Annotated in this window: 24 protein-coding genes; 14 read left to right on the top strand and 10 right to left on the bottom strand. The window is 44.4% G+C overall.

Annotated elements, in window-relative coordinates:
• Window positions 1-9 precede the first annotated feature (9 nt).
• A complete protein-coding gene (locus AC3D28_RS07860; protein ID WP_488534450.1) occupies window positions 10-1,005 on the top strand; it encodes a transporter in 996 nt (331 codons plus the stop codon).
• Window positions 1,006-1,230: 225 nt separating this feature from the next.
• Here the strand turns inward: AC3D28_RS07860 and AC3D28_RS07855 are convergent, their stop codons facing one another.
• From AC3D28_RS07855 to AC3D28_RS07840, 4 genes are read right to left on the bottom strand one after another with little or no spacing between them, the layout of a single operon-like run.
• Entirely contained in the window at window positions 1,231-1,797 is a 567-nt protein-coding gene (locus tag AC3D28_RS07855; protein WP_488534449.1) for a hypothetical protein, read from the bottom strand.
• Window positions 1,798-1,836: 39 nt separating this feature from the next.
• Entirely contained in the window at window positions 1,837-2,514 is a 678-nt protein-coding gene (locus tag AC3D28_RS07850; RefSeq protein ID WP_098414924.1) for a C39 family peptidase, read from the bottom strand.
• A gap of 5 nt (window positions 2,515-2,519) precedes the next feature.
• Complete coding sequence (locus AC3D28_RS07845; RefSeq protein WP_098414925.1) at window positions 2,520-2,843, bottom strand: carbon storage regulator; 324 nt, start codon at window positions 2,841-2,843, stop codon at window positions 2,520-2,522.
• A 20-nt stretch (window positions 2,844-2,863) separates the two neighbouring features.
• On the bottom strand, window positions 2,864-3,859 hold the full coding sequence (locus AC3D28_RS07840; RefSeq protein WP_488534448.1) for a dentin sialophosphoprotein: 996 nt from the start codon (window positions 3,857-3,859) through the stop codon (window positions 2,864-2,866).
• A gap of 572 nt (window positions 3,860-4,431) precedes the next feature.
• Between AC3D28_RS07840 and AC3D28_RS07835 the strand changes: the two genes are divergently transcribed.
• Window positions 4,432-5,076, top strand: a complete 645-nt coding sequence (locus AC3D28_RS07835) for a helix-turn-helix transcriptional regulator (RefSeq protein ID WP_488534447.1) — start codon at window positions 4,432-4,434, stop codon at window positions 5,074-5,076.
• Window positions 5,077-5,290: 214 nt separating this feature from the next.
• On the opposite strand, the gene chrA is transcribed toward AC3D28_RS07835, so the two are convergent.
• Window positions 5,291-6,427 carry a chromate efflux transporter gene (chrA, locus tag AC3D28_RS07830; RefSeq protein ID WP_488534446.1) on the bottom strand — a complete coding sequence of 379 codons (1,137 nt, stop codon included), beginning with the start codon at window positions 6,425-6,427 and terminating at the stop codon, window positions 5,291-5,293.
• Window positions 6,428-6,538: 111 nt separating this feature from the next.
• On the opposite strand from chrA, the gene AC3D28_RS07825 reads away from it, so the two are divergent.
• Complete coding sequence (locus AC3D28_RS07825; RefSeq protein ID WP_488534445.1) at window positions 6,539-7,477, top strand: LysR family transcriptional regulator; 939 nt, start codon at window positions 6,539-6,541, stop codon at window positions 7,475-7,477.
• Window positions 7,478-7,757: 280 nt separating this feature from the next.
• Here the strand turns inward: AC3D28_RS07825 and ebgR are convergent, their stop codons facing one another.
• Window positions 7,758-8,744 (bottom strand): transcriptional regulator EbgR, encoded by a 987-nt coding sequence (gene ebgR / locus AC3D28_RS07820; protein ID WP_488534444.1) that lies wholly within the window; start codon window positions 8,742-8,744, stop codon window positions 7,758-7,760.
• A 380-nt stretch (window positions 8,745-9,124) separates the two neighbouring features.
• On the opposite strand from ebgR, the gene galE reads away from it, so the two are divergent.
• From galE to AC3D28_RS07765, 11 genes are all read left to right on the top strand, one after another.
• Entirely contained in the window at window positions 9,125-10,144 is a 1,020-nt protein-coding gene (galE, locus tag AC3D28_RS07815; RefSeq protein WP_488534443.1) for a UDP-glucose 4-epimerase GalE, read from the top strand.
• Window positions 10,145-10,232: 88 nt separating this feature from the next.
• Complete coding sequence (locus AC3D28_RS07810; RefSeq protein WP_488534442.1) at window positions 10,233-11,285, top strand: UDP-glucose--hexose-1-phosphate uridylyltransferase; 1,053 nt, start codon at window positions 10,233-10,235, stop codon at window positions 11,283-11,285.
• 187 nt (window positions 11,286-11,472) lie between these two features.
• A complete protein-coding gene (gene galK, locus AC3D28_RS07805) occupies window positions 11,473-12,633 on the top strand; it encodes a galactokinase (RefSeq protein ID WP_488534441.1) in 1,161 nt (386 codons plus the stop codon).
• A 9-nt stretch (window positions 12,634-12,642) separates the two neighbouring features.
• Entirely contained in the window at window positions 12,643-13,707 is a 1,065-nt protein-coding gene (galM, locus tag AC3D28_RS07800; RefSeq protein ID WP_488534440.1) for a galactose-1-epimerase, read from the top strand.
• A 316-nt stretch (window positions 13,708-14,023) separates the two neighbouring features.
• The gene (thiI, locus tag AC3D28_RS07795; RefSeq protein ID WP_098414935.1) at window positions 14,024-15,472 is read left to right on the top strand and encodes a tRNA uracil 4-sulfurtransferase ThiI; all 1,449 of its coding nucleotides are present in this window, start codon (window positions 14,024-14,026) and stop codon (window positions 15,470-15,472) included.
• Between the two features lie 508 nt (window positions 15,473-15,980).
• Window positions 15,981-16,901 (top strand): transcriptional regulator GcvA, encoded by a 921-nt coding sequence (locus tag AC3D28_RS07790; protein ID WP_098414936.1) that lies wholly within the window; start codon window positions 15,981-15,983, stop codon window positions 16,899-16,901.
• Window positions 16,882-17,505, top strand: a complete 624-nt coding sequence (locus tag AC3D28_RS07785; RefSeq protein WP_488534439.1) for an alpha/beta family hydrolase — start codon at window positions 16,882-16,884, stop codon at window positions 17,503-17,505. Before AC3D28_RS07790 ends, AC3D28_RS07785 begins: the two co-directional genes overlap by 20 nt.
• On the top strand, window positions 17,495-17,893 hold the full coding sequence (locus tag AC3D28_RS07780) for a DUF423 domain-containing protein (protein ID WP_488534438.1): 399 nt from the start codon (window positions 17,495-17,497) through the stop codon (window positions 17,891-17,893). Before AC3D28_RS07785 ends, AC3D28_RS07780 begins: the two co-directional genes overlap by 11 nt.
• Complete coding sequence (gene rlmM / locus AC3D28_RS07775; protein WP_098414939.1) at window positions 17,890-18,981, top strand: 23S rRNA (cytidine(2498)-2'-O)-methyltransferase RlmM; 1,092 nt, start codon at window positions 17,890-17,892, stop codon at window positions 18,979-18,981. Before AC3D28_RS07780 ends, rlmM begins: the two co-directional genes overlap by 4 nt.
• An 83-nt stretch (window positions 18,982-19,064) precedes the next feature.
• Window positions 19,065-19,571 (top strand): helix-turn-helix domain-containing protein, encoded by a 507-nt coding sequence (locus AC3D28_RS07770; RefSeq protein WP_098414183.1) that lies wholly within the window; start codon window positions 19,065-19,067, stop codon window positions 19,569-19,571.
• Window positions 19,568-20,410, top strand: coding sequence for an IS3 family transposase (locus tag AC3D28_RS07765; protein ID WP_488536032.1), 843 nt, complete (start codon window positions 19,568-19,570; stop codon window positions 20,408-20,410). The genes AC3D28_RS07770 and AC3D28_RS07765 overlap by 4 nt, the downstream gene beginning before the upstream one ends.
• A gap of 88 nt (window positions 20,411-20,498) precedes the next feature.
• On the opposite strand, the gene xni is transcribed toward AC3D28_RS07765, so the two are convergent.
• From xni to AC3D28_RS07745, 4 genes are all read right to left on the bottom strand, one after another.
• On the bottom strand, window positions 20,499-21,281 hold the full coding sequence (gene xni, locus AC3D28_RS07760; protein ID WP_488534437.1) for a flap endonuclease Xni: 783 nt from the start codon (window positions 21,279-21,281) through the stop codon (window positions 20,499-20,501).
• 58 nt (window positions 21,282-21,339) lie between these two features.
• A complete protein-coding gene (gene ppnN / locus AC3D28_RS07755) occupies window positions 21,340-22,716 on the bottom strand; it encodes a nucleotide 5'-monophosphate nucleosidase PpnN (protein ID WP_488534436.1) in 1,377 nt (458 codons plus the stop codon).
• A 279-nt stretch (window positions 22,717-22,995) separates the two neighbouring features.
• Window positions 22,996-24,561: a GGDEF domain-containing protein gene (locus tag AC3D28_RS07750; protein ID WP_488534435.1), complete on the bottom strand. Its 1,566-nt coding sequence runs from the start codon at window positions 24,559-24,561 to the stop codon at window positions 22,996-22,998.
• A 98-nt stretch (window positions 24,562-24,659) separates the two neighbouring features.
• Complete coding sequence (locus AC3D28_RS07745) at window positions 24,660-26,939, bottom strand: tetratricopeptide repeat protein (protein ID WP_488536073.1); 2,280 nt, start codon at window positions 26,937-26,939, stop codon at window positions 24,660-24,662.
• Window positions 26,940-26,997 lie beyond the last annotated feature (58 nt).

The following is a 26,997-nucleotide window of genomic DNA, read 5'->3' as shown; positions in this document are numbered from 1 at the left end:
AAAGATGTGATGTTACGGAAGACTTTACTGGGTACCTATCTTTGTAGTTTATTTATTGCAGGAAATGTACATGGTGCTGAAGGAGATGATATTCCTCAACGCGCCCAAACGGTTGGTGATGTCATTGAGCGTCCTGGGGTTCTCACACCTAAGGGAAAATGGTCATTTGATTCATCTTTAAGTTATACGCAGAACTCTTCGAATAAAGTATCTGTTGTTGGTTATACCGTGCTACCAACTTTGATTGTCGGGCGAATTGAAGTGAGTGACTCGGATAGAACAACGGTAACCGTTGGCTTAACCGCAAGATATGGTTTAACAAATGCCACAGAGTTAGAGGTTCGAGTACCATATGTGTATCGTAATGATCAAGTTTCCACACGCCCTATTCAAGATGGTTCAGACAGTGAAGTAGTAAACACCACAGTGGATGGGGGAGGGCTTGGTGATTTAGAGTTCGCATTTAGGCATCAGTTTAACTTTGAGTCTGCGCCATATTGGGTAGGTGGCCTGAGAATAAAATCAGATACAGGTCGATCGCCTTATGATGTTTCTATTGAAGACGGAAGTAACTCATTTAGTGATGTCCCTACTGGTTCGGGTTTTTGGAGTTTTGAGCCTAATTTATCTCTTATTCACCCTGTTGACCCTGCAGTTTTGTTCGCTAGTTTAAGTTACATTTATAACTTAGAGGATACTGTTACAGTTGGCGATACAAAAGCTGATGTTGAACTTGGTGACACTATTTCTCTTTCTGGGGGGATGGGGTTCGCGGTGAATCCTGATCTTTCATTTTCTTTGGGGCTTAGCCATAAAACAATTTTAAAAAGTAAAGTGAATGGTAGATCGGCAGATGATGCAAAGTTACTTCAATTAGATGCGATGACTTTTGGGATAAACTACGCCTTTAGTCAACGCTCATCTATCAATATCAGTGCTCAAGCAGGGCTTACTGAAGATACGCCCGACTTTCAATTAACGGTGCGAGTCCCTTTTAATTTGTAACGTGGATATTAGGTCCTTTAGTTTTGAGCCTAATTTATCTCTAAATATCTGGTATTAGTATTATGAAGTGACCTGATTACATTAAAATAGGTATTTATTCTCTGGAATATACTCACCGGTTGGTATTATGAATTTTATTTCATCAGGAATTTATAGATGTTGATAATTGCTTGTGCTATTTATTTGTAACTATTTTATTTATTTCCAATAGAAAACGAAATGTGCTCATTGAAGGTGATTTAACAAGGCATCTTCTAGTTGTTGGTTTGCTTTGATCTCCTGTATTACACCATTTACTTGAGCATCAATGTCAACGAGTGTACTTAGGCCAATAACACTGTTATCTTTCGTATTTTGAATAATATTTATAATACTTGAATTTATAAACTCTGAACTTATTATACTTGGTTTTTGAGGTGACGGCATTTTTGGTGAACCTATAGAATCATCTCCAATAATATTCCCTTCACCGAATTGTATGATGTTAACAATACCTTGGTTTAAAACATCTCCATTTTGACTGTCATTATTTGCGCTGATATTTTTTAAATTACCATTTTCAATTACTAGGTTGGCAATGTTTGTGTTCAATATATCATCACCATTTATAGTGGTAGTAATACTTAACCCAATATTGATAATATAGTCGTCCGTCACTTGAAAACCGCCTCGATATTCTTCCAGAGATGAATCTGGTAAAGGGGAAAGTTCTTGAAGACTGAGTTTTTTAGCACTTACATTAAAACTAGTTATTAGTATACAAAGCACTAACAATAAATTATTACCGTTCATAATGTTGGCCTTTCACGTAATGTTTTCCCATCACAAATACTAATTTTCGCCGGAGATAGGTAATGTAATACTAAATACACCTAAAGAGTCTCTAGATACCCCTGTTTCTAAGGGGGATTTTTGATATACCGTAAACTTGTCATCAGTAATAAAGCCAGAACGTCCCATTTCTGCTTCGTTACGGACCAGTAACACAATACCTTGATAATATTTTTCAAACTCATCAAGTTTCATAGTCATGGTTCCTCTTGAAGGATCACCGATAATCACCGAATGGTTATTTATCCCTCTGATTACAACAAAGTGCATATACCCATCAAAATTAACAAGAGTAATACCAGGAACGCCAACTTCTCGAATTTTTTTCAATCCCACTTGAAATCCATCTGAACTTAAACCTATAGAATCCAAATAAATTTTCATATCCAACAAAGAAAAACCTTTTTCTTTGATTTTTTTCTTATCACCTTTCTCGAACATGCTTTTAAAAATATCTTGTTCAGATGATTTTGTTGCATAATGAAAGGTTAGTAATGACGCCAGTGCAGCAGAGCCACAACTAAAGTCATATTGCTGACGAAATACATCTCCAAACACTATCTCTTTATAACTTTTTACAGGTACTGAGTAATGTGCTCGATGAGGTAGCAGTTCTAATGAATTGGCTGATACTGAGAACACGAGCATCAGCCAAGTTAAGTTACGTAATATTTTCATATTATTTACTTGAGTGTCAGGTTAACGACGGTAGAGTTCTGGATTAAAACGTTACTTCCGCTGTTCTGGATTACGTTTGATATACCCGAACTGTCTGCGAACGCTCCACTTGATAGTATATTGTTACCACTCACAGTGTTTGACGCGACATTATCTGACGAAATACCATTGATATCTGATTCTGCATAAACCAAGTCGAGTTCAACATTTTGTCCGCCTCTTGATTCATTCATGATATCCAAGCTAACTTCTCCGCCAGATAATGCAATGTCATCAGCGAGTGCAGTGCAGGCAACTATCATACTCAAAGTACAGATTGCCAAACGCATCGCTTTCTCCCACTAGTCGGTTATTCACCTCCAGTAAACACACTTGCATTAGTTGTAACAGATTGTTGTACAAGTGAGTTTGAGCCGGCATTTTGACCAACAGTAGTAATACCAGCAGCACCACCAAGACCACCAAGTCTGTTCATGTTTTCAACTCGAACTCGAGTATCATCTGCGTTAGTTGCATAAATAACAGATGCACCTGTAACACCACCCATTAGGCTTGAGCTAGCAACAACCATGTCTGTATCCATATGGACTTGATTAAAGCTATCAACATTTGTTGAGCTCGAGTCGCTTTGATAGTTGCTGTTGTCATTAAAGCTGTTCGAGTTTGTTGTGCTTGAATCAGCGTAGCTACGGTTGTCACTCTGATTACGGTTGTCGCTTTGATTACGATTATCGCTGTTATCGTTAAAGCTACTGTTGATGCTAGAGTCACTGTTGTCGTTGTTACTACGTCTTACAGTAGTACTAGAGTCGCTGTTGTCGTTGTGGCTTCTGTTAGTGTTAGTACTTGAATCACTACTATCACTAGTTAGGCTCACATCAAGGTCAGCGCTAGTACTGTTGTCATTAGCATTAGATGAACTGTTGTCGTTGTGGCTTTGAGCCGTGTTCATGCTCGAATTTGAGTTATCACTGTTGTCGTTAAAGCTATCGCCTACACCTAGTGAAGCGCTAGTACTGTTGTCATTAGCATTAGATGTACTGTTGTCGTTGTGGCTTTGAGCCGTGTTCATGCTCGAATTTGAGTTATCACTATTGTCGTTAAAGCTATCACCTACACCTAGTGAAGCGCTGTTATCACTGTTGTCGTTAAAGCTATCACCTACACCTAGTGAAGCGCTGTTATCACTATTGTCATTTAAGCTGTCAGACAAACCAATAGAGGTATTTGCACTGTCAGTCCATTGCATGTTGTCATCACCATCATCGATTTCATTCGCGATAAGAGAACCGCTGCATAAAATTGCTGACATTGCGATAGCAAGCCCTGTTTTGTTTAGAGTCATAAAGATTACTCCATGTCCTGTTATTTTTAATTAAAAATGACTGCACTTAACTTCTCATCACTGCTTCCTTCAGTTTTGTGGTGGAAGCGATGAAATTATAAGAAAGGATCAGTGAAAGCTGTTCTCATTATTGAGAATGTTATCTGTAGAAAGGTAATATTTGAGTGGAATGCTTTAAGAGGTTGTAGAAAAAACAAATATAATCATAAGTTTATTTTTTAAGTTTATTTTAAGTACCCATCAAGTATGAAATGAAGCCAATATAAAGAAGTAATAAGTTTTATGAAACAGAGCTGATCAGTCACACTCAGTTTATGAGAAATTTTAGCCAAATTATCGGTTCTTTTATTTAGTATTATAAATCATGTATTTATGTGGTTAATGACTGAAAAGTATGGATGAAGTTTGTAGTGTGGTCGTACTTTTTAAGCCTTTTTCGGCATCAGAAACTAATGCGACTTCATTCTGAAGTGCTATATTTTCTACTTAAAATGAAAATAAATTCTTTTTGCTATTCCTTGTAATCACAAACAGGGTGTAGCGAAACACAGGTAAGTTAATGTGGTGGGATTATGGAAAAGAAGCACTTGCTATTGCTAGCTGAGAGGAGTTTACAAAGTAATTTAATAGAAAAGCAATTATCTTCTATTCATGATGTTGAAGTTAAGACAATGGAACCTAATGAATTGGTTTTCAAAAGCCATTCACTCAAGATTGACTTGATGTTTATTGATTACGACTTTATGCGTCAACTTGAAATGCAAGGAAAGCTGCCGGATTTTGACTTATTTGGGTGGTCTTTTATGCTCCATAACGTCCCATGTGAAAAAGTACAAACGGACTTGCTGCATTGGAAGTTGTTAAAAGGAATCTTGCTCCGAAGCGCATCGGTGACACACATATGTGATGGAGCGGAATACGTATTGAAAGGCGGCTTGTGGTTGCCAAGGATGTACCTAGAAAAGTTAGTTCTCAATTATAGGCATGCAAATTTATCCGAAGAGCAGCAGCATGATGAATTAACGTGCAGAGAAAAGCAGATTCTAGAGCTACTTGTGTACGGCATTTCAAATCAACAAATTGCTTCGCGACTTTTTTTATCTGAAAGCACAGTTAAAAGCCATATATATAAATTGTATAAAAAACTCGACGTACACTCTCGTCATGATGCAGTTAAGTTAGTTCGCATGAACAATGGTTTAACAGGAAGAAGCTGAATAGTTAACCCATGGTATACGCTCTTGAATCAAGTGTATTGAGGCTGTGTGGCTATCTACGTATATGTCAGGATACGTTGCAAATATGGCGTGATAATATCTTCTCTTCGTGATGCTCTCTTAGTCGGGGGGATACTCCAATATTGCTAAACTTATCTAAGAAAACGGGCACTTGTATTTAAGCGCCCGTTAAGCGTTTATTTATTTTTGGCGCTTAGATTGCGCCAGTGATAAGACCCGCAGCAACAAAAAATACAATCATCCATAATACGGAAAGGTTAAGCTTTTTGTGTAGATAAAAACCAGCGATCACCACCGCTATATCGATTGGCGCAACCACTGCGCTAGTGAATACAGGCTGATAAAGTGCCGCAAGTAGCAAACCAACCACCGATGCGTTGACGCCGTTGATGGCACCTGATATTGCAGGTTTACCAGCCAGCGCTTGCCAGTTTTTCAGCACCCCCAGTAATAATAGAAAACCGGGCAAAAATACCCCAAGCGTTGCCACAATTGCGCCCAGAATCGGCGTGGCCGAAAGTTCATAACCAATAAAGGTGGCGAAGGTAAACATTGGGCCCGGTACCGCTTGCGCGGCAGCGTAACCAGTTAAAAACACGTCTTGGCTGAGCTGGTCGCCCACGATGTTTTGCAGCAACGGCAGCACTACGTGACCGCCCCCAAACACTAAACTGCCTGCTTGGAAGAAATCACTGAACAAGCCGAGCAGAGGTAAAGTGTGAGCCACTAAAGGTAAGCCGAGCAAAAGCAATGCAAATAGTGCCAATGGTGCGATAGATGGTTTAAACGGTTTTTCAGGTACGGATTCTTTCTTTAGGTATTGCGCTCCAATGAAACCTGCCACGACCAGTACCAGCATTTGCGTCATGATGCTTGGGACAACTAAGAGAGCCGTGGCCGTCGCCACACACAAGCCAGCGGTTAGTTTGCTTTGGCAAAAATTTTTGTACATTCCCCAGGTGGCATCCGCCACCACGACGACGGCGAGCAGCTTTAAGCCGTGAACGATATTTTGGAATAGATCTGTTTCGGTAATTTGGCTGCTCACCATTGCTAGAGTCAACATGATCAGCACAGAAGGAAGCGTGAAGCCGATAAAAGCCGCGCATGCGCCACCTAACCCCCCACGTTTGTAGCCCAAAGCAAAGCCGACTTGGCTAGACCCCGGCCCCGGCAAAAACTGACTCAATGCGACAATTTGAGCGTACTCGTTGTCATCAATCCATTTGAGTTTTTCTACGAAGGTTTGACGGAAATAGCCAATATGAGCTGCTGGGCCGCCAAAACTGAACCAACCCAGCCAGAAAAAAGTGTTGAAGATGGTAAACATGTTGAGCCTGTTTATCTAAAAAGCATTGTGGCTAATTTATTTAATGCTCTAAAATGATTCAAATTGATAATTTTCATTTCACCTATGAATAAACTGGGATAAGGGGTGGCTATGAAAGAGGACATTCAGTGGCGTAATATTGATTTGAACTTATTGGTGACGTTCTCCTATTTATACCGCTATCGAAGTGTCAGCTTGGCAGCGGAAAAAAGCCATGTCAGCCAATCAGCCATGAGTCATAGCTTGTCTCGTTTGAGATTGTTATTTGATGACCCACTTTTTGAGCGCAAAGGGCACAAGATGGCTCCTACCGAGCACGCTCACCACATTGCACCAACTGTGCATCACTTGCTCGATTCTATGGCTAAGGATCTGTTTACCCAATCTGTTTTTCAGTCAGAAAACTACTCAGGTGTGTGTCGCATTGGGCTGACGGATTATGCCGAGTTTATTTTTGCTCCACGACTTTATGACGAAATACGTAAACACGCCCCAGAAGCACAAATCAGTTTTATCAACGTCAATCGTAGTAACTATGTGACGTTAACCGAGCACGAAAAACTGGATGTCGTCATTGGTAGTATGCCCGTATTGGATGACAATTTTGCCAGCTTGTATTTGTACACGGAAAAGCACGTGTGCTTGTGTGATAAACGAGTATTGAAAGGGGAAGCGCAGTTATCACTACAAGCGTTCGCCAACATAGAACAAGCCTTGGTTAGTCCTGATGGGAGTTTAAAGACACAAGTAGACCAAAAGCTTGCAGAGCATGGCTTGAGTCGTCAGGTGACCGTTGCCTCGCGCAACTTTCTTACTATTCGACATTTACTCAAACATCGTAACTTGATTGCCATTGTGCCGGAGAAAATGGCTTTAGCAGAAGACTTCTTTGACGAGCTTGTCACGGTTAAGCCACCGATATCCGTGGCGAATTTTGATATTGCCATGCTGTGGCATACTAGCCGAAATAACGAAGACAAAGGCATTTGGTTGCGAGAGTTAGTCGCTAGAACGATCACCTCCCAAATGTATCCGTCGTTGAGAGAATGATATTGTTTGAAAAGCGGGTGTGGCTTCTCAAGCATGCTCGAATTGATTCAGTTTAGACGGAGGTGAAGGAAGTTTTCCCCAATGGTTAAGTTTTCATTTCCCTTCGGAGCAATGTACTTATGTTGGAGTACGAGCTGTTTTCGCCGCTTGCGTAACATAAATCACAGAACTGCCGCCGATGTATTGTGAAAAATGCTTATGAATAATCTGAGAAAGATACGAGTAAAAATTTTACTGATACAAAAAAGTGAAAACGTTTTACCTTGACGTAGTTGGAAGATTATCGAGTCGTACCGCGTAGCTTGAGTTTGCTTGGTACATACACCTGTAAAGGAAGGGTGCGCCCGTCACGATACTTCTCAACTAATAAGTTAACGGCTTGAATCCCCATCATTTCAGAATGAATGCGAACGCTGGAGAGAGGGGGGAAGGTAAAACGCGCAGTGGGAATATCATTCACACTGATCAGAGCAATATCATCGGGGATGTTTAAACCAAACTCATGGATCGCCCGCAACACGCCGATTGCGATTGAGTCAGAAGCGATAAACATTGCTTTAGGAAAATCACCTTTAGCCAGCATTTCTTTGGCTAAGTCGTAACCGGATAAGCTTGAAAAATCGCCACGGTAAATGTCCTCTTCAGAGACGACCCCTTTTAGGCTACCGTATTCCACAAACGCATCTTCACGAATGTCTGCAGTATTTGGTTCGTCTTGACCACCAATAAAACCGACACGTTCATAGCCTTGCTTTACAAAGAAATCAATGGCTTGCTTGCTGATCTTAACTAGATCGATATCAACACAATCGCAACGGCTGGTTGGATCAGAAAAGTCGATGTAGCACATGCGATCGGCTAAACGATTAGGTAATGTATTGACCACCGTTTGGTTGACTTTTCCGACTAAAAGAACACCGGTGATCTTTTGCGTTTCAACATCAAGTTCACTGTTGTAGCAATTGGTTAAAGTAATGCCCAGTTTGTCGCACTGGATTTCTATCCCATGACGAATCGACAAGTAGTACGGGTCATTCACTTCTGCTTCTGGCTTGTAGTTATACAAGGCCAAAAAGTGATGTTTTTGCTTCGTTTCTTTGGTGGCTTTTTTGGCGCTGCTGGTGCGGTACTCTAGCTTTTCTGCAATCTCGAAAATACGGCGTTTGGTCTCTTGCTTAACGCTCAACGTCGGATCGTCATTTAATACCCGTGATACGGTTGCAAGTGAGACGCTCGCTTCTGTGGCGATATCTTTTAATGTGGCCATGTAACACTTCCTGTTGGCATTACTCACAGTCCGAGTGAGAACTCAGTCATTCTGCCATTGTAAACAGCTGCTTAGGTATAGACAAACTTTTAGTAAAACAGTGCGCCCCTCAGGTGAGAAGCCGATATTAGGCAAATGAGTGCGATTGGCTCAATCCTCCCATTGCTTCATTTAATTACACTCTAGTGTAAATTGTGTGTTTGTGTGATTTTGTGGAAACGTTTACACTCTTTGAAATTGATCACGGAACTGGGTAGGGATTCATTGTTAGACTTTTAACCAGTTAAGAAATGGCGTATCGACTTGGCATTGGTTAAACAGGCTCAACCGAATCCGAGACACGATATCGAGCATGAAGCAGTAATAGTGGAGAAGCAAAAGTGAAAGTTCTTATCACAGGCGGTATGGGTTACATCGGTAGTCACACATGTGTTCAGATGATGGAAGCGGGCATGGAACCAGTCATCGTCGACAACTTATGTAATGCCAAAATGGAAGTGCTAAGCCGAATGGAAGCGCTAACTGGAAAGCGCCCGACCTTCTATGAAGGCGATATTCGTGATGAAGCCTTCTTGGATTCAGTATTCGCCAAACATGATATCCAAGCGGTGATCCACTTTGCGGGTTTAAAAGCCGTTGGCGAGTCAGTCGCCAAACCGTTGGAATATTACGACAACAACGTCAACGGGTCATTGGTGTTAGCACGCAGCATGCGCAAAGCAGGTGTGAAGAGCATCGTATTTAGCTCATCAGCAACGGTTTACGGTGATCCAGAGATTGTCCCAATCACAGAAGAGTCGCCAACAGGCGCAACGACGAACCCTTACGGTCGCAGTAAATATATAGTGGAAGGGTGTTTGAGTGACCTATTCCATGCCGAAAATGACTGGAGCATCACTTTGTTGCGCTACTTCAATCCAGTCGGCGCTCATCCATCGGGCACCATGGGCGAAGATCCACAAGGCATTCCTAACAACTTAATGCCATTCATCGCGCAAGTGGCGGTCGGCCAGCGCGAGAAACTGTCGGTCTTTGGTAGCGACTACCCAACGCCAGATGGCACCGGTGTACGTGATTATATACATGTAATGGACTTAGCTGATGGTCATATTGCTGCGCTGAACGCGGTGGGTGAGAAAGCAGGCTTACATATTTACAACCTAGGAACAGGTAAAGGTTCAAGTGTCCTAGAAATGATAGCTGCATTTAGCGCGGCTTGCGGGAAACCTGTGCCTTACGAATTATGCCCTCGCCGTCCTGGTGATATTGCCGAATGTTGGGCAAGCACGGAAAAAGCAGAGCGAGATCTAGGCTGGAAGGCAACACGCAGTGTGGCAGAAATGACCGCGGATACCTGGAAGTGGCAGTCAAAGAACCCTAAAGGTTATTCCGCTGCGTAATTGAAGTTGCCGTGTTGTTCACTACGCCTATCGTTTTTTCGGCGCGTATTTGAAGATTGAAGAATTTTTTAAGAGTTGAGTAAGTAAGATGTCGAAAGTTGAATTTAACCCAGTGGACCATCCACACCGCCGTTATAACCCACTCACGGGTCAATGGATTTTAGTTTCACCGCACCGTGCAAAACGTCCTTGGAGTGGGGCCGATGAAAAGCCTGCGGTGGACGAGCTGCCAAGCTATGACGAGAAATGTTTCCTATGCCCGAGCAACGAACGTATTTCTGGTGATGTCAACCCTGATTATCAAGGAACGTATGTATTTAATAACGACTTTGCCGCATTAATGGTGGACTCACCTAATGCGCCAGAATCAGACAGTCCGTTATTCAAAACACAAGGTGTGCGCGGTTTGAGCCGAGTGATTTGCTTCTCGCCTGATCACAGCAAAACATTACCGGAGTTACCCGTCGACAAAATCCGCGGCGTGATTGATGCGTGGAACGAGCAAATCGAAGAGCTCGGGAAGGACTATGTTTGGGTTCAAGCCTTCGAAAACAAAGGCGAAACCATGGGCTGTTCTCAGCCTCATCCACATGGTCAGATCTGGGCAAACAGTTTTTTACCTAATGAAATTGAACGCAAAGAGCATAATCTAAAAGCTTACTACCAAGAACACGGCAGCAACTTGCTGGTGGATTATGTTCAGGCTGAAGTAAAAGATGGCTCTCGTATCGTAGTTGAAACCGAGCACTGGGCTGCGGTTGTGCCTTATTGGGCCGCGTGGCCATTCGAAACCATGCTGCTGCCAAAAACACATATCCGTCGTATGAGCGAGTTGAGTGATGCGCAACGTGACGATTTAGCCGTCGCGCTCAAAAAACTCACGAGTCGTTACGACAACCTATTCCAATCTTCATTCCCTTATTCAATGGGTTGGCATTATGCGCCATTCTTTGAAGAGGGGACTGATATCGACCATTGGCAGCTACACGCCTTATTTTATCCGCCACTATTGCGGAGCGCGACGGTTCGTAAGTTCATGGTGGGTTATGAAATGCTGGCAGAAAGCCAACGCGATCTCACCGCAGAGCAAGCGGCGCAGCGTCTGCGAGATTTAAGCGACGTGCACTACAAAGAACAATAACCTCTGTCATATTTGAAGCTGCAGCGTTGTTGATTGCACAAACTCTGCCTAATCACATAGAGAATCTATGCGCATAAGGTTGAATTCGTTTGTCGCCTAGCTGCAACTCCAACTATTTAAGAGGCGTAATAATCGTGGCTTGAGGTTCGAGCTGCTATTAAAGAATTAAACAGTTTGAGAATTTACTATGTCTGATCTAATCCAAAACGTGAAAGCGTCTTTTGAGCAAGTGTTGGGCTACGCGCCTAGCCATATCATCCAAGCGCCTGGTCGTGTGAACTTGATTGGTGAGCACACCGATTACAATGACGGCTTTGTCCTACCGTGTGCGATTAATTACCAAACCGTTGTGGCGGCAGCCAAGCGTGAAGACAACTTAGTTCGCGTGATATCGGTTGATTATGGCAATGCGGTTGATGAGTTCGATATCACGCAAGAGATCACCTTCCAACAAAACAAAATGTGGGCGAATTACATTCGTGGAGTGGTGAAGTGCTTGTTGGCACGCGGTTACCAATTCACTGGTGCGGATATTTCGGTGAGCGGCAACGTACCTCAAGGCGCAGGTTTAAGCTCGTCGGCGGCACTTGAAGTGGTGATCGGTCAAACCTTCAAAGTGCTGTTCAATTTAGAAATCAGCCAAGCTGAAATCGCGTTGAACGGTCAGCAAGCTGAAAATGAATTTGTTGGCTGTAATTGCGGCATTATGGATCAAATGATCTCGGCGGAAGGTCGAGAAAACCACGCGATGTTATTGGATTGTCGTAGCCTAGCAACGGAAGCGGTGTCGATGCCTGAAGACATGGCCGTGGTGATCATCAATTCCAACAAAAAGCGCGGCTTGGTGGACAGCGAATACAACACCCGCCGTCAGCAGTGTGAAGAAGCGGCGCGTATCTTTGGTGTTAAAGCGCTGCGCGATGTCACCATTGAGCAGTTCAACGAAAAAGTCTCTGAGCTGGATGAAATGGTAGCAAAGCGTGCGCGTCACGTGATCACCGAAAACGACCGAACCGTTGAGGCAGCGCAAGCGTTACGGACGCATGATATGAAGCGCATGGGGGAGCTAATGGCTCAGTCGCATGTATCCATGCGTGATGATTTCGAAATCACGGTCAAAGAGATCGATGTGTTAGTTGAAATGGTCAAAGAAGTGATTGGTGACCAAGGCGGCGTACGTATGACAGGTGGCGGCTTTGGTGGCTGTATTGTGGCGCTCTTCCCACCAGCGTTGGTTGACGAGGTGAAGGCGGTGGTAGAAGCCAAATATCATGCGCTGACCGGCTTAAAAGAGTCGATTTATGTTTGCCAAGCTCATGATGGCGCGGGTCTGGTTGCAGCGTTGTAAGGGCGAGAGATGAAAGCGTATTTTGAACAGTTAGATCAAGCGATGGCGCAAACGGCGTCGTTTGATGGCCAAACCGCAAAGCTCATCCATCTTATTAACGCGAATGGCATGACGGCATCATTTATGGATATTGGTGCGACTTGGTTGAGTTGCACGCTGCCGGTAAATGGTGAACACCGGGAAGTATTATTGCGTTCGCCAAACATGGCAGAGCACATGCAGCAAGATGTGTACTTTGGCGCCATTGTCGGTCGTTTTGCTAACCGTATTGCAAAAGGTCGGTTCGAGGTCGATGGAAAGGTTTATCAGCTCGACATCAATAACGGTGAAAACTCGCTGCACGGTGGTGTGGAAGGCTTTGATAAACGCCGCTGGAAAATTGTCGAGCAAAGCGCTCAGCAAGTCATGTTGACGCTTCACTCACCGGACGGTGACCAAGGTTATCCGGGAAACCTTGAGGTTACAGTCATATACACACTCACCGATGAGAATGAATTGCTTATTGCCTACAAAGCGAATACTGACCAGGCATCTCCGGTTAACTTAACCAACCACGCTTACTTTAACTTGGCTGGCGAGGCGAGCAGGGCGAAAAGTTTGGATCATACCTTGCAACTTAACGCAGAGCATTACTTGCCAACGGATGCGGGGCTAATTCCTACCGGTGAACAAAAGCCTGTGTGTGGCAGTGGTTTTGATTTCACCGAGCCAAAACCAGTTGGTCGAGCATTTCTTACCGATCAGGATCAAAAAACTGCGGGGGGTTACGACCACACCTTCGTGTTTAAGCCGGAAGTGAGCGATGGGGTGTCTGTCGCCGCCGTTCTGATTGCGCCGAAAGAAGATGTGGTGATGAAGGTTAAAACCACCAAACCCGCCATCCAATTCTATTCAGGAAACTTTTTAGCCGGCACACCGGGCGCAAGTAAAACGTATGAGCTTTACGATGGCCTTGCCCTAGAAACCCAATATTTTCCTGATGGACCAAACAAACCAGAATGGGGACGCAACAATGGAATGTTGAGCTCTGGGGATTGCTATCAGCATCAGACCGTGTATCAGTTTGAATTTTAGATAGTATTTTTGGGTGGGCTACATGCCCACCTTTTTTGTTTTCGTCGAAGCGGAACGGGTGATGAGTTCAGTACCATAGCGTCTTAGACACTCGTTCACTTTTGAGTTTAACGGATCAGTATTAAGAAGATTGCTTGCTTTTTTTGTTTTTCCAATCCGCTTAGGTGTATAATCTCGCGCCCTAAAAGTGAGCTCATCACATCGTCTTGAATAAGCGCATGCCTTCAGCGTTTTTCAATTTGAGTAACTATTATTTGAGTAAAGGGTACGTGAGTTCACTCACTGTTGATTGCGAAACTAACCTGCGAATTAGACTATGAAATTTATTGTAAAGCCCCATCCAGAAATTTTTGTTAAAAGTGAATCTGTGCGTAAGCGCTTCACAAAGATTTTAGAGTGCAACATTCGTAACATCGTTAAAAACCGTACCGAGTCGGTCGCGGTCTTTAACCGTCGTGACCACATTGAAGTGACCGCTGAGAGTGATAAGTACCACGCTGAAGTTTTAGAGATCCTGACACACACGCCAGGTATCCATCATGCCCTCGAAGTTAAGCAGACGGAATTTACAGATTTGCACGATATCTTCGAGCAAGTGCTAGAGCTAAACCGTGCCTCCCTTGAGAACAAAACCTTCGTCGTGCGCGCTAAGCGTCGTGGTAAGCACGACTTTACCTCTATCGAACTAGAGCGTTACGTTGGCGGTGGTTTGAACCAAGCGATTGAGAGCGCGAGCGTTAAGCTGCGTAACCCTGATGTAACCATCAACGTTGAAGTCACGAACGACACACTAAACCAAGTACTGTCTCGCCATAAAGGGCTCGGTGGCTTCCCGCTAGGAACTCAAGAAGATTTACTGAGCTTGATCTCGGGTGGTTTTGACTCTGGTGTTTCTAGCTACCTACACATCAAACGCGGTTCAAAAGTACATTACTGTTTCTTTAATCTCGGTGGCCCTGCCCACGAAATTGGTGTTAAACAGGTTTCTCATTACCTATGGAATAAGTACGGCTCTTCTGCAAAAGTACGCTTCATTTCGGTGGATTTTGAACCAGTGGTTGCTGAAATTCTAGAAAAAGTCGATGACGGCCAAATGGGGGTGGTTCTAAAGCGTATGTTTATGCGTGCCGCAGGCATGATCGCGCAGAAGTTCAAGATTGAAGCGCTGGTCACTGGTGAGGCACTTGGTCAGGTATCGAGTCAGACGCTGACAAACCTTCGTCATATCGATAACGTAACCGACACCCTGATTTTGCGTCCGCTTATCAACTGGGACAAAGAAAATATCATCAATTTAGCGCGTGAAATTGGCACTGAAGACTTCGCTAAAACGATGCCAGAGTACTGTGGTGTGATTTCTAAGAAGCCAACAGTGAAAGCAGTGAAAGCTAAGTTAGAAGCGGAAGAAGAGAAGTTTGACTTCGGTATCCTTGAGCAAGTGATTCGAGATGCACGCGTAATGGACATTCGTGATATCGCCAAAGAGTCTCAGCAGGCGGCACCAGAAGTAGAGCAAGTTCAAGCTGTTGAAGATCACGCGATTGTACTCGATATCCGCAGCCCTGAAGAGGAAGACGACAACCCTCTAGAAATTGATGGCGTTGAGGTTAAACACATCCCATTCTTCAAGCTGGGAACGCAGTTCGGTGACTTAGACCAATCTAAGACATATCTACTGTATTGTGACCGTGGGGTAATGAGTCGTCTACAAGCGCTTTACCTACAAGAGCAAGGTTTCAAAAATGTAAAAGTTTATCGCCCATAGTAGCGTGGTAAAAAATACGTTTAAAGGCGCAAATTGAATGTTCAATTTGCGCCTTTTTTGTTTCGGAGAGTGAAATTGAAGTTTTTACTTGGCATCATATTGAGTCGCATCGACAAGGCATATCGTCCGTGTTGATATAACGATAATTAATCCGAAATGTGGACAAAAAGTGATATTAGTGCCAGATATGAAGATGAGATTTTCGATAGATAAAAAAACACCGCCTATTTAGGCGGTGTAACAAATTTGACAGACAGGTCAAAATAAATACAGGAAGTATATGTTTTGCCACAGGGAGTGTGGACAATACATTATGGTAGAAATCTACCTAACTCGAAATACGAGTTTGCAAACACAACATCGCAACAACGAAGCCAATTGATTTCTAAAGAAATCAAGCCGTTCAGGCTCGTGTTGCGGGGTGAAATATAGAATTTATCTGGCTGTTCGACAACGGACATTTTATAATGTTTCAGATTAAAAAAACTAATCCTATTTGAGGTCCCATATGTCTCGCAGATTGCCTCCATTAAACTCGCTTCGGGTCTTCGAAGCGGCCGCTCGTCATCTCAGTTTTACTCGCGCTGCAGAGGAGTTATTTGTAACTCAAGCCGCAGTGAGTCACCAAATAAAAGCGCTAGAAGAGTTTCTATCCCTCAAGCTTTTTCGTCGTCGTAACCGCTCTTTGTTACTTACCGAAGAAGGGCAAAGTTACTTTTTAGATATTAAAGATATCTTTACTTCCATTGCAGAGGCGACCGATAAGGTATTGGAACGCAGTGAGAAAGGGGCATTGACCATTAGTTTACCGCCAAGTTTTGCTATCCAGTGGTTAGTGCCTCGTTTGGCGGATTTTAATGCACAAGAACCGGACATCGATGTGCGTATTAAAGCTGTGGATATGGACGAAGGTTCACTGACTGATGATGTGGATGTGGCGATCTACTATGGCCGTGGGAATTGGCCGGGTTTGCGCGCGGATAAATTGTATCAAGAGTTTCTGATCCCACTTTGTTCACCTTCGTTACTTTTGGGCAACAGGCCATTAGAATCTCTAAGTGATCTTAAGCTGCATACTTTGTTACATGATACTTCACGTAAAGACTGGAAGCAGTTTGCGCGTCACTACAATATCGAAGGTATTAATGTGAACCATGGTCCTATCTTTAGTCATTCGACGATGGTGCTACAGGCCGCGGTGCATGGCCAAGGGGTCGCCCTCGGTAACAACGTATTAGCCAAACCAGAAATGGAAGCTGGCCGACTCATCGCGCCATTTGATGAGGTATTGATTTCTAAGAATGCATTCTATGTGGTATGTCATGAGCAGCAAGCTGATATGGGACGAATCGCGACGTTTAGAGATTGGATGTTAGCAACCGCGAGAAAAGAGCAAGAGGAAGTATTAGATGAGCCAATGGATAGTTGAGGGACCTGAAAACGGACCTCTGTTTATTTTTGCCCATGGCGCAGGGGCGGGGATGGATCACGATTTCATGACGTCGGTTGCGAAAGGGTTAGTTGAGCAAGGAATTCGCGTGGTGCGATTTAACTTCCCTTACATGGTCAAACGTGCAGAAGACGGGAAAAAGCGTCCACCCGACCGCGCTCCTAAGTTGCTTGAAGCTTATAGCGAAGTGATTGCTCACTTTGCCTCTCAACCTATTGTGATTGGTGGTAAATCCATGGGCGGTCGTATGTCGAGTTTATTGGCTGAAAATGAGCTGGTGGCAGGCGTAGCGTGTCTAGGTTTTCCATTTCATCCGCCAGGAAAACCAGAAAAATTCAAAGGCGATCATTTAGCCAGTATCGAGAAACCCACGCTGATTCTCCAAGGTGAGCGAGACACTTTTGGTAAGCGTGAAGAATTTGATGACTTTGTGCTTGCTGAGCAAATAAAAGTGAGCTTTTTACCTGATGGGGATCATGGTTTTAAACCGCGTAAAAGGTCTGGCTATACAGAAGCAGGGAACATTGCGCTTGCAGTGCAGCAATTAGCGGCGTTTATTAAAGAGGTATACCGTGAGAAGTAAGTGGCTACTCTCGTTTTCTGGCTTGTCAGGTCTAGTCTCTGTTGCGCTTGGTGCCTTTGCAGCGCATGGGTTAAAAGCGACACTGGCGCCTTATTTACTTGGTGTGTTTGAGACTGGAGTGTTATATCAATTCATTCACACGTTGGCGATTGTGTTTTGCGCCGTTTTATTGTTATTGAATTTGGGACAAAAAGCACAAAAGTATTTTTTCATTGCAGCGATTTGTTTTATCATCGGCATCCTTTGTTTTAGCGGCAGTCTCTACGCGCTGGCGCTGACGGGCATTAAATGGTTTGGGCCGGTCACTCCAATGGGAGGATTGATGTTCATGCTCGGTTGGTGTCTGTTCTTTTTTGCTGCGTTCAATATCAAAGAGGTCTCCAAGTGAAACAACTAATGCTCTATTGCCGTTCTGGCTTTGAGAAAGAGTGTGCTGGTGAAATTCAGGACAGAGCGACACAGTTGGAAGTGTATGGCTTCCCGCGTGTGAAAAAAAACTCCGGTTATGTTGTCTTCGAATGTTATCAAGATGGAGATGCAGACAAACTGGCGAGAGGTTTGGACTTTAAGTCGCTGATTTTTGCTCGTCAAATGTTTGCGGTTGTCGCTGAGTTTCAATCGCTGCCAAGTGATGATCGTATTAGCCCAATTTTGAATCAGTTGGCGGACATCGAGGCGTTTCCTCGTTGCGGAGATTTGAGAATTGAAACCCCAGATACGAATGAAGCAAAAGAGCTATTGAAGTTTTGCCGTAAGTTTACTGTTCCAATGCGTCAAGCGTTGCGCGGTAAAGGTTTAATGCTGAGTAAAGACAACGCGAAAAAGCCAGTACTGCACATTTGCTTTGTTGAGCCTGGTCACTGTTATGTAGGTTACTCGTACACAGACAATAACTCACAGTTCTTCATGGGGATCCCTCGCCTGAAGTTCCCTGCGGACGCGCCAAGTCGTTCAACGCTGAAACTGGAAGAAGCATTCCACGTCTTTATCCCACGTGAAGAATGGGACGAGCGTTTGGCTCCTGGCATGTGGGGCGTCGATTTAGGTGCATGTCCGGGTGGTTGGACGTACCAACTGGTGAAGCGTTCCATGTTCGTTCACTGTGTTGATAACGGCATGATGGCAGATAGCCTGATGGAAACGGGCCAAATCAAGCACCATATGGTGGATGGCTTTAAGTTCGAGCCAGACCGCAAGAACGTAACTTGGATTGTTTGTGACATGGTGGAAAAACCAGCACGCGTTGCGCACCTTATGGGACAGTGGTTATTAAAAGGTTGGGCGAAAGAAGCGCTCTTTAATCTTAAGCTGCCGATGAAAGGCCGTTATGATGAAGTGCTGCAAGATCTTGAGAACCTAAAACTGTTCCTGATTGAGAACAAGGTGAAATTTAGACTCCAAGCCAAACATTTGTATCATGACCGTGAAGAAATCACGATTCATATTCAGTGCTTATCCAACATCTCTCCGCATTAATGTGATCGGATTGAGCAATGCAAAAAAGCCCCTATTTTGAACTGACCCCCAATAGTTGGACACCAATTATTGGGGGTCTTTTTATGTCCAAATATAGCCGCGAGCTAAAATGTATCATTGCTAAACAATGCTTAGATGGTGCGTCATCTCGCTATTTAGCAAAACAATATTCAATGTCTTCAAGACAGATACGGTATTGGGTTCAAGTCTTTGTCATCCATGGTGCTGATTCATTTTTACCAACTAAGCATGCTACTGCTCAGGAAAAACGAAAAGCATTGAATTTAATGTGGACGAATGATTGGTCTCTCACGCACACTAGCGCAGTATTAAACCTCTCATCCCCGGGGATACTCTCTGTCTGGCTCAAAAGATTTAATGAGCTCGGTATCAAAGGGCTCAAAATGCGCCAGAAAGGAAGACCCTCAATGAAACAGCAACCTCAACGTACCACTAAACCTGATAATGAAATGACACTTGAGGAGCTAAAAGAGGAGTTGGTCTACTTACGAACTGAGAATGCCGTTCTAAAAAAGTTGGAAGAGTTGGAGCAGGAAAAAAACCGTCGAACAAAGAAAAAGCGGTCATAGCTCTAACTCTTAAAGGCAAGTACCCGTTGAAGCACTTACTGCACACTCTACAGTTGGCAAAAAGTGTCTTCTATTATCAGGCTCAAACGAGTAAGCGCCCAAATAGCTACGAACGTGAGCTGCGTTTGATAAAGTCAATTTATCATGAACATAAGGGTCGATACGGCTACCGCCGTATTCACTTGGAACTAAAAAATCAGGGGGTTATGCTTAATCACAAAACGGTTCAAAGACTTATGGCTCAGCTCAACCTTAAATCGACGGTCAGGGTTAAAAAGTATCGTTCATACCGAGGAGAATCTGGAACAGCAGCTCCTAACGTGCTTGAAAGAGATTTTAGTGCGACTCAACCCGATGAAAAATGGGTAACAGATGTCACGGAGTTCAAAATCAAAGAGCAGAAAGTATACTTGTCTCCCGTTGTCGACTTGTTTACTCAGGAAGTGGTTGCTTATAGAGTGGCCAAAAATGCCTGCTTGCCGCTTGTCACGGATATGCTGACGGAAGCTATATCAACGCTTAAACCCAACTCAAAACCAATTATACATAGCGATCAAGGTTGGCAATATCGCCATCGACAGTATCAGAAAAAGGTAGCGGAGAATGGGTTAACGCAAAGCATGTCGAGAAAAGGTAACTGCTTGGATAATGCTGTTGCTGAAAACTTTTTTGCTTTACTCAAAACAGAGATGTATCACAACCAAAGCTTTGAAGATGCAGATGCTCTGATAGAACAAATTAAAGAATACATCGAGTACTACAATACCAAGCGTATAAAAGTGAAACTAAAAGGCCTGACTCCGATAGAATATCGAACTCAGGTCTTGAAAGCCGCTTAACAGAAATGTCCAACTTTACGGGGTCACTTCATTTCAGGGGCTTTTTTTATGGGCCGGGTCCTACCGTGACGTGTGTTGAGAACGTAGGCTATTCCGACGGGGTTGCCCCATCAAAACGAATATCTTGCAAGTTAAAACCCAGCTCAATATCGCACTTCAAAGCCGCGACGCGTTTACATAATCGAGCAGACTCTATGTGCTCATCCAGTTTTTTACGGTATTTAGGCGCGAGCTCATCGCTGACGTAGGCCGTTTCAATGTCTGCAAAGTGAGTTAGGATTTCTTTTGCCGCTTTCGGGCCAATCCCCGGTACACCTGGCACTTGGCTCGAGCTAATGCCGGTTAATCCCCAGTAGTCAGCAAGTTGATTCGGTTTTACACCAAATTCTTTGTCGATAAATGGTGCATCCAGCCAACGATGCTGAAAGTAATCGCGGATCTGTAGCGTGGGGGAGAGCAACTGACAGTAGCCTTTGTCGGTGGAAACAATCGTGACTTTTTCGCCATGGCTCGCGACTTTGGTTGCTAGTGTGGCGACTAAGTCATCCGCCTCATCGCCATCAGAAAGTAGAGAGTCGATACCTTGCTCCCACCACGCTTGTTGAATCGCATCTAAGCCTTGCATTAACGGCTCCGGCATTGGTTTCCGGTTTTGCTTATAGTCCGGAAGGATGTCTGCTCGCCAGCCTCTATCTTGCTCATGATGATCAAAAACCGCGATGATGTGTGTCGGGTTGGCTTCTGACAGAATTCGCGTCAGCGTTCTTTGTGTGGTTGTGATCGTTCTTGCTATATCGGTCGGGTCCGGCTGCGCGGAGTGCACGCGGCGGATCAGGTTAAGGGCATCAATAATAACAAGATGAATAGACATAATGACTTAGCAATAAAAAAGGGGCGTAATGCCCCTAGTGTAACGAATGCTAGCCTGACTATCGACCATCAATTTCGGAATGGGCAATGTGGTAGCAAGGCTCATAACTTGAACCACTTGGTAGTTTCATTCGATGCTGTTCGACGAAGTCTTTTAATAACTTATCGAGTTTTTTCATCAATACCGGATCACCATGAATAGTAAAAGGTCCTCGACGTTCGATTTCTCGAATACCTTCCGCTTTTACGTTACCTGCCACGATACCGGAGAAGGCTTGACGCAAGTTTGCCGCCAGTGCTTGAGGCGCTTGATTCAAGCTCAGATCCAATTGTTGCATCGACTCATGAGTCGGCTCGAATGGCAGCTGGAAGTTAGGTTCGATTTTTAATGACCAGTTGAAACTGTACGCATCGTCTCGCTTTTTACGGTGTTCACGCACTTTATCCATCGAACGTTTCATGATGCGCGCGACTTCTGCCGGGTCATCAATGACGATTTGATAATGCTTTTGCCCCTCTTCCCCGAGTGTGTCGCGGATAAACTCATCGATAGAGCGGAAGTACTCTTCGCTCTCTTTGGGTCCGGTTAGTACGATAGGCATGGGCTGATCGGCATTGTCTGGGTGCATCATGATGCCAAGAAGATACAGCAGTTCTTCTGCTGTTCCGGGGCCGCCCGGGAATATCACCACACCGTGCGCCATGCGTACAAACGCTTCCAAGCGCTTTTCGATGTCAGGCATGATGATCAGCTCATTGACGATTGGGTTAGGTGGCTCAGCGGCAATGATGGACGGCTCGGTTAAGCCAAGATAGCGTCGCTCGTTGTAACGCTGCTTTGCATGGCCGATAGCCGCGCCTTTCATTGGGCCTTCCATTGCGCCCGGCCCACAACCGGTGCAGATATTGAGTTCACGCAGCCCTAGTTCGCTTCCAACTTCGCGGGTGTATTGGTACTCAGCTAAATTAATCGAGTGTCCCCCCCAGCAAACCACTAAGTTTGGTGCGATACCGGGTGTCAGCGCTTTGGCGTTGCGTAAAATACCAAATACTAGGTTAGTGATGTGTATGGGGTTGACGAGGTTTAGGCGCTGACTATCTGCTAAGTGCATGTTTACGTATACAATGTCACGCAATACAGAAAACAGATGCTCTTGAATTCCCCTGATGATTTCACCGTCGACAAAAGCATGTTCTGGTGGGTTGGTGAGTTCGAGTTTAATGCCTCGCTCGCGGCGCACCACGTTGACCTCAAACGATTGGTGTTTATCTAACAGCTCTTTTGAGTTATCGGTATGACTGCCAGAGTTCAATACCGCCAAAGTGCAGTTACGGTAAAGCTGATAAAGATCACTCGAGGCGGTGTTTTTTAAACGTTCCACCTCCAGTTGAGAGAGCAAGTCCATGCTACCTTTGGGGCTTATATGAGTAATCATAATGCCTCCTTGTGTTGTATTCATTTGAGGGAACGTACCAACTGACCTTGTAGTTTTATACGTATGGTTCGATAAAGTCGGTTGATCGATTTGGTTTAAAATAATGACTCCCAAGCAACCTCAAGATGCGATACCAATAGATACATCATCTTGAAGTGACTTGGATTGTTACAGCTTAGCAGACTGAAAGAGGGTAAGTGTGATAACTCGTTGAAAATCGGCGATTATACAGGGAAGTTGAGTTTAAATAGGTTCGACTGCTGTTTTTTTGACCGAGGTTTAGTTCCAGTTGAGCTGAGTTGTACCGCGTTTTTTGGCATCACTGAGCATTTTTCTGAGGCGTTCTAACACACGTTCAGGTGCATCAGCGTCTTTAAAAGACGTTGAAACGGCAGTCAGTGTGATGGTGAGGTTTTGTTCGCGGAACCTGAACGGCAGCTGGCTGACATCACGCTGAATGTGTTTGATGAGATCCAGCGTGTACTCTTCGGAGTGCTCTGGCAAAAGTAGCATAAACTCTTCACCACCAAAGCGTGCAACGGTTTCCGTTTCCGAGACGCGCTTATTAATTGTCCGGGCAATGATTTTTAACGCCTTGTCGCCAGCGGTATAGCCATAACTGTCGTTGACGGCCTTAAAGTTATCGACGTCAAACAGAACCACTCGAAGGTTTTTCTGCGAGCGGATCCAGCGGCGGTACTCTAACTCAAGACGGTCATTAAATGCTGTGCGGTTATACACTTTAGTGAGTGGGTCTCGCAGCATTCGCTGGGCTTGGTCATCCAAGCGACGATGATAATCTTGTGTGGTTTCAAACACCGCTTCGAGTTGGCTCTTGCTGTAGTGCAAACGTTCTTGCAGGGCTTGTTCGCGCTCTTCCGCCATCTTTAGGCGCTCGGCGACAGAGGTCATGTTCGCAAACAGTGGTGCCATCTCTTGTTTAAGAGCCGCTAAGTCTTGCGCTTGATCGAGAGATTGTTGACTTGATTTAATCAGAGCATTCATTTCAGCATTCAGCTCTTGGCGGTGCTCAAAGTAGGTATGGTGCTGGTCAACGTTCTGATGGACGGTTTTTAAGTTACTTGCAAGTGAAGAATTAAGTTGGTCGAGAAATTGGCTCGAGGCTTTGCGTTCGAACGTCGTTGCATCAACAACCAGTTTGAGCGTTGAAAGCGTCAGTTCTATGAGGGACTCGGCAGTAACGCCTAAAAGCAATTTGGCGCGAATGTCGAGCAATTTATCGCCAGATCCTCCCTCAAAGTCGAGTTCGGTAATCGTGTGTTGTAATTCACTAGCAAGGCACTCAAGCTGAGACTTATCGGAGGGATTCTCAAGATCACTTAAGTGTAAGTGCGAGTGAGATGTGATGATTTTCAGCGCCCGTTCGTAAATGCTTAGCAGCTTGGTGGCTTGGTCGACTTTCTTACTTGTTTGGGCTTGCGAGACACTCATTAGGTTTCGCAATTCACGGTTTAATTGCGCAGGTAAGCCCGTGATGCGTTGAAGCGTTTCACCGCTGTGTTTGATTTGTTTGTCGAGGTGACTGTTCTGTTTTTCCGCCGTTTTAGACTGTTGTTGGAGCATTCGTTCCAGTACGGCTAAGCGCGGAATAAGAGTGCTGACATCTTTTTGATGTTGTAGTTCTTGTTGAATTTCAAACAGGTACTCGGAAACTTGAGCGTTTGAACCTTGGTAAGCAGAAGACAGTGATGCCACAACGCGTTTGAGAATTTGTTGTTCACGTTTGAATTTGAGTGAAGTATCACGATGTGTCAGCCTGAGTTGGTCAAGTTGACACCTCAACTGGTGAAGTTGCGACTGAATATCGGATTCCAGAATTCCCATGAAGTGGCTACGGTTAAACCTATGTACGACTAATAATTATCTGATAATAACAAAAAACCTTATAGCGTCATTAGTTATTACGCCTAACCGGCGTTTAATTATGCATTTTTTAATATTTTCTTGATGTCGTCCTCATTCTTATATGAGGAGTGGATCTTGATCAGGCCTTGGTTAATCGCGTGTTGACAGGCTGTTCTTATATTACCAGTTGCAAAGCTGGCTGCAGGTGCATTATCGATGGCCTTCAGGAACACCCAGTGACTTTGTTTGTCTTTTAAGCTGACCTCGCGAGCAATGTGTGTAGCAAGAAGCAGTAGGTCAAGCAGCTCTTCATCATTGATGGCGGTGTAGGCGCGTGGTAGGAATGGATAGTCACTGATGCCCATGCGAATAATTCGATTCACGTTATGCTGGTCGGCAAATTCATCGATCCAGGTTTGGAATTTATTGAACATCTCTTCGGCTGAGGCATCACGATCGGCATTCGGTACGATATAGAGCAGATTGGCATCAGAGAAATGGTACAAGCGAGACGGTTTATCAACTTTTGACGCAAGGTATTCACCAAAAGCCTGTTCTAGCTCAAGGCCGGCTTTGTAGCCGTTTTGGACATACATACTACGTAGGAATGGTAAATCGATCATCACAAAACGTAGACGGTCATTGAGCGGTTCGTGAATCAACTCGCCCATTTGCCACTGTTCGAATGTATCGCTTGATTTTTTTAATGATCGAGACAGTTTGACGTTCAACATGCGTAAATTACGTAAACGAGAGCGTGAATGCGTAAACAGGTCATTACGCAGCTTGTCTATTTCACTGGCTTGACGCTGCATGGTCACGCTACGGCGCATGATGAATAAGAACATCACTAACACCGTAATAAAGAGGGCAAATGAGATTTTCTGAAACTTACGGTGCTCTATTTCGACTTGTTCAAGACGCTCCGATTGTCCGATATAGTGAATGGTTTGCTCGGCGAACTCTTTTTGTTGACGGAAGGCATCTTCACTGATTTGGTTGAGTTGTTTTTGTTCCAACAGCACTGAGTTGGTGTATTGCTTATAGGCTTGGAGAGAAAGTTGATACTCACCGGCTTGCTCGTAACCAAGCCCCAGTAAACGATAGGATTGTTGTTTAATGAAATTATTGTTTTCAGGCGACTTCTCTGCAAAAGACAGGGCTTTTTTCGCGTTTTCAATCACTTGTTTACTGTCGTTTTGATGATACGCCAAGCCTGATTGAAGCAGCGCTGCTCTAGCTTCGAGTTTGGGAATGTTGGAGTATTTCAACAACTCTTTTGAGTGTTCCAAGTATTGCTCGGCGAGGGCGTAGTTGTAGAGTTCTAAATATGTAGCTGCCAAGCTTAGACGAATTTTAATGATTTGGTTAATGTTCTTGCTGGTACTCTCGTGATCGAGCACGTTAAAGTAGTGTACTAAGGCGAGGTTGAATTTGTCTTGATAAAAGTAAATATCACCCATCTGTTCTAGCACATCTGCAAGGATTGGCGAGCTAGGGTAGGAGTCGTAGAAATCGGCAGCTTGAGATAAGTGTTCGACCGCTTTATCGTAAACACGGCGTTCTTGGAACAGCCTTGCCAGCAGACGGTTGACCTTTGCTAACCTTGCTCCGCTATCACTTTCGATTGATTGCCAATAACCATATAGCAACTCCGATAGGGCAAGGTTGTATTTTTTACTGTTGAGGTAGAACGCTCCGACCGCCGTATAATAGTCGATCAGAGTGAGAGCCGAACGGCTGTCCTCCAGCATGACTTTTGCTTGAGCATACAAACGCTCCGCATTGATAGTATCGCCACGGTGGGAAGCAAGGAGGGCTCGTTGCATGGTTAATCGATAGTGCACGCTGTCAGTACGTTGTAAAACGGCACTCGCCTTATCTAATTGTTGTTCGATTTGCTTTAGGGTTGCTTCTGCCGCAGGGTAATTTTTATCGACCATCCAAATCATTTGGTTGCGAATCAATTGCACATCCAAGTCCATGTAAGGCAGCTGGTATTCTTGCGCAAGGCGTTGTGCTTCATCGAGATGTTCAACAGCGGAGCGAACATTGCCCATGGCATAGTCAGCTTGGGCGATGATTTTATGGGCTTCGATAGTGCTGCCAGGTGTACGGATGTTGCGATCGGTCTCTTCACGAGACATCGATGAAGGGTTGCCACTTTCTTTGTGTTCGGTGAGTTCACGTTGCGATAAGTAGTTGGCCGCGGCTTGTTTGGCTCGCAACGGTTCGATCTCAGCCAGTTTCTGGGCTTCATTAAGCAAAGCCGACGATAAAATAGTCGCGTGAAGTGGCAGTGCACATAGCAAGCAGAGAAAGCCAATCATAAATAGACGCGAACGGTCCCAAAGCATCCTTTCGTTCCCTCGAACTGTTTTTTCCATCCTACTCATTCATTACCCATCACTGCGT

Source organism: Vibrio sp. TAP-3B (assembly GCF_057784735.1).
This window is presented reverse-complemented; position numbering and strand designations above follow the sequence as displayed.

Bases quoted from the DNA above. Each gene is read 5' to 3' on its own strand.
- AC3D28_RS07790 (WP_098414936.1), top strand. From the start codon at position 15,981: ATGTCTCGCAGATTGCCTCCATTAAACTCGCTTCGGGTCTTCGAAGCG.
- AC3D28_RS07860 (WP_488534450.1), top strand. From the start codon at position 10: ATGTTACGGAAGACTTTACTGGGTACCTATCTTTGTAGTTTATTTATT.
- xni (WP_488534437.1), bottom strand. From the start codon at position 21,281: ATGTCTATTCATCTTGTTATTATTGATGCCCTTAACCTGATCCGCCGC.
- thiI (WP_098414935.1), top strand. From the start codon at position 14,024: ATGAAATTTATTGTAAAGCCCCATCCAGAAATTTTTGTTAAAAGTGAA.
- AC3D28_RS07810 (WP_488534442.1), top strand. From the start codon at position 10,233: ATGTCGAAAGTTGAATTTAACCCAGTGGACCATCCACACCGCCGTTAT.
- AC3D28_RS07850 (WP_098414924.1), bottom strand. From the start codon at position 2,514: ATGAAAATATTACGTAACTTAACTTGGCTGATGCTCGTGTTCTCAGTA.
- AC3D28_RS07785 (WP_488534439.1), top strand. From the start codon at position 16,882: ATGAGCCAATGGATAGTTGAGGGACCTGAAAACGGACCTCTGTTTATT.
- galM (WP_488534440.1), top strand. From the start codon at position 12,643: ATGAAAGCGTATTTTGAACAGTTAGATCAAGCGATGGCGCAAACGGCG.
- AC3D28_RS07745 (WP_488536073.1), bottom strand. From the start codon at position 26,939: ATGCTTTGGGACCGTTCGCGTCTATTTATGATTGGCTTTCTCTGCTTG.
- AC3D28_RS07835 (WP_488534447.1), top strand. From the start codon at position 4,432: ATGGAAAAGAAGCACTTGCTATTGCTAGCTGAGAGGAGTTTACAAAGT.
- galK (WP_488534441.1), top strand. From the start codon at position 11,473: ATGTCTGATCTAATCCAAAACGTGAAAGCGTCTTTTGAGCAAGTGTTG.
- AC3D28_RS07825 (WP_488534445.1), top strand. From the start codon at position 6,539: ATGAAAGAGGACATTCAGTGGCGTAATATTGATTTGAACTTATTGGTG.
- AC3D28_RS07845 (WP_098414925.1), bottom strand. From the start codon at position 2,843: ATGCGTTTGGCAATCTGTACTTTGAGTATGATAGTTGCCTGCACTGCA.
- AC3D28_RS07855 (WP_488534449.1), bottom strand. From the start codon at position 1,797: ATGAACGGTAATAATTTATTGTTAGTGCTTTGTATACTAATAACTAGT.
- AC3D28_RS07750 (WP_488534435.1), bottom strand. From the start codon at position 24,561: ATGGGAATTCTGGAATCCGATATTCAGTCGCAACTTCACCAGTTGAGG.
- ppnN (WP_488534436.1), bottom strand. From the start codon at position 22,716: ATGATTACTCATATAAGCCCCAAAGGTAGCATGGACTTGCTCTCTCAA.
- AC3D28_RS07840 (WP_488534448.1), bottom strand. From the start codon at position 3,859: ATGACTCTAAACAAAACAGGGCTTGCTATCGCAATGTCAGCAATTTTA.
- ebgR (WP_488534444.1), bottom strand. From the start codon at position 8,744: ATGGCCACATTAAAAGATATCGCCACAGAAGCGAGCGTCTCACTTGCA.
- chrA (WP_488534446.1), bottom strand. From the start codon at position 6,427: ATGTTTACCATCTTCAACACTTTTTTCTGGCTGGGTTGGTTCAGTTTT.
- AC3D28_RS07770 (WP_098414183.1), top strand. From the start codon at position 19,065: ATGTCCAAATATAGCCGCGAGCTAAAATGTATCATTGCTAAACAATGC.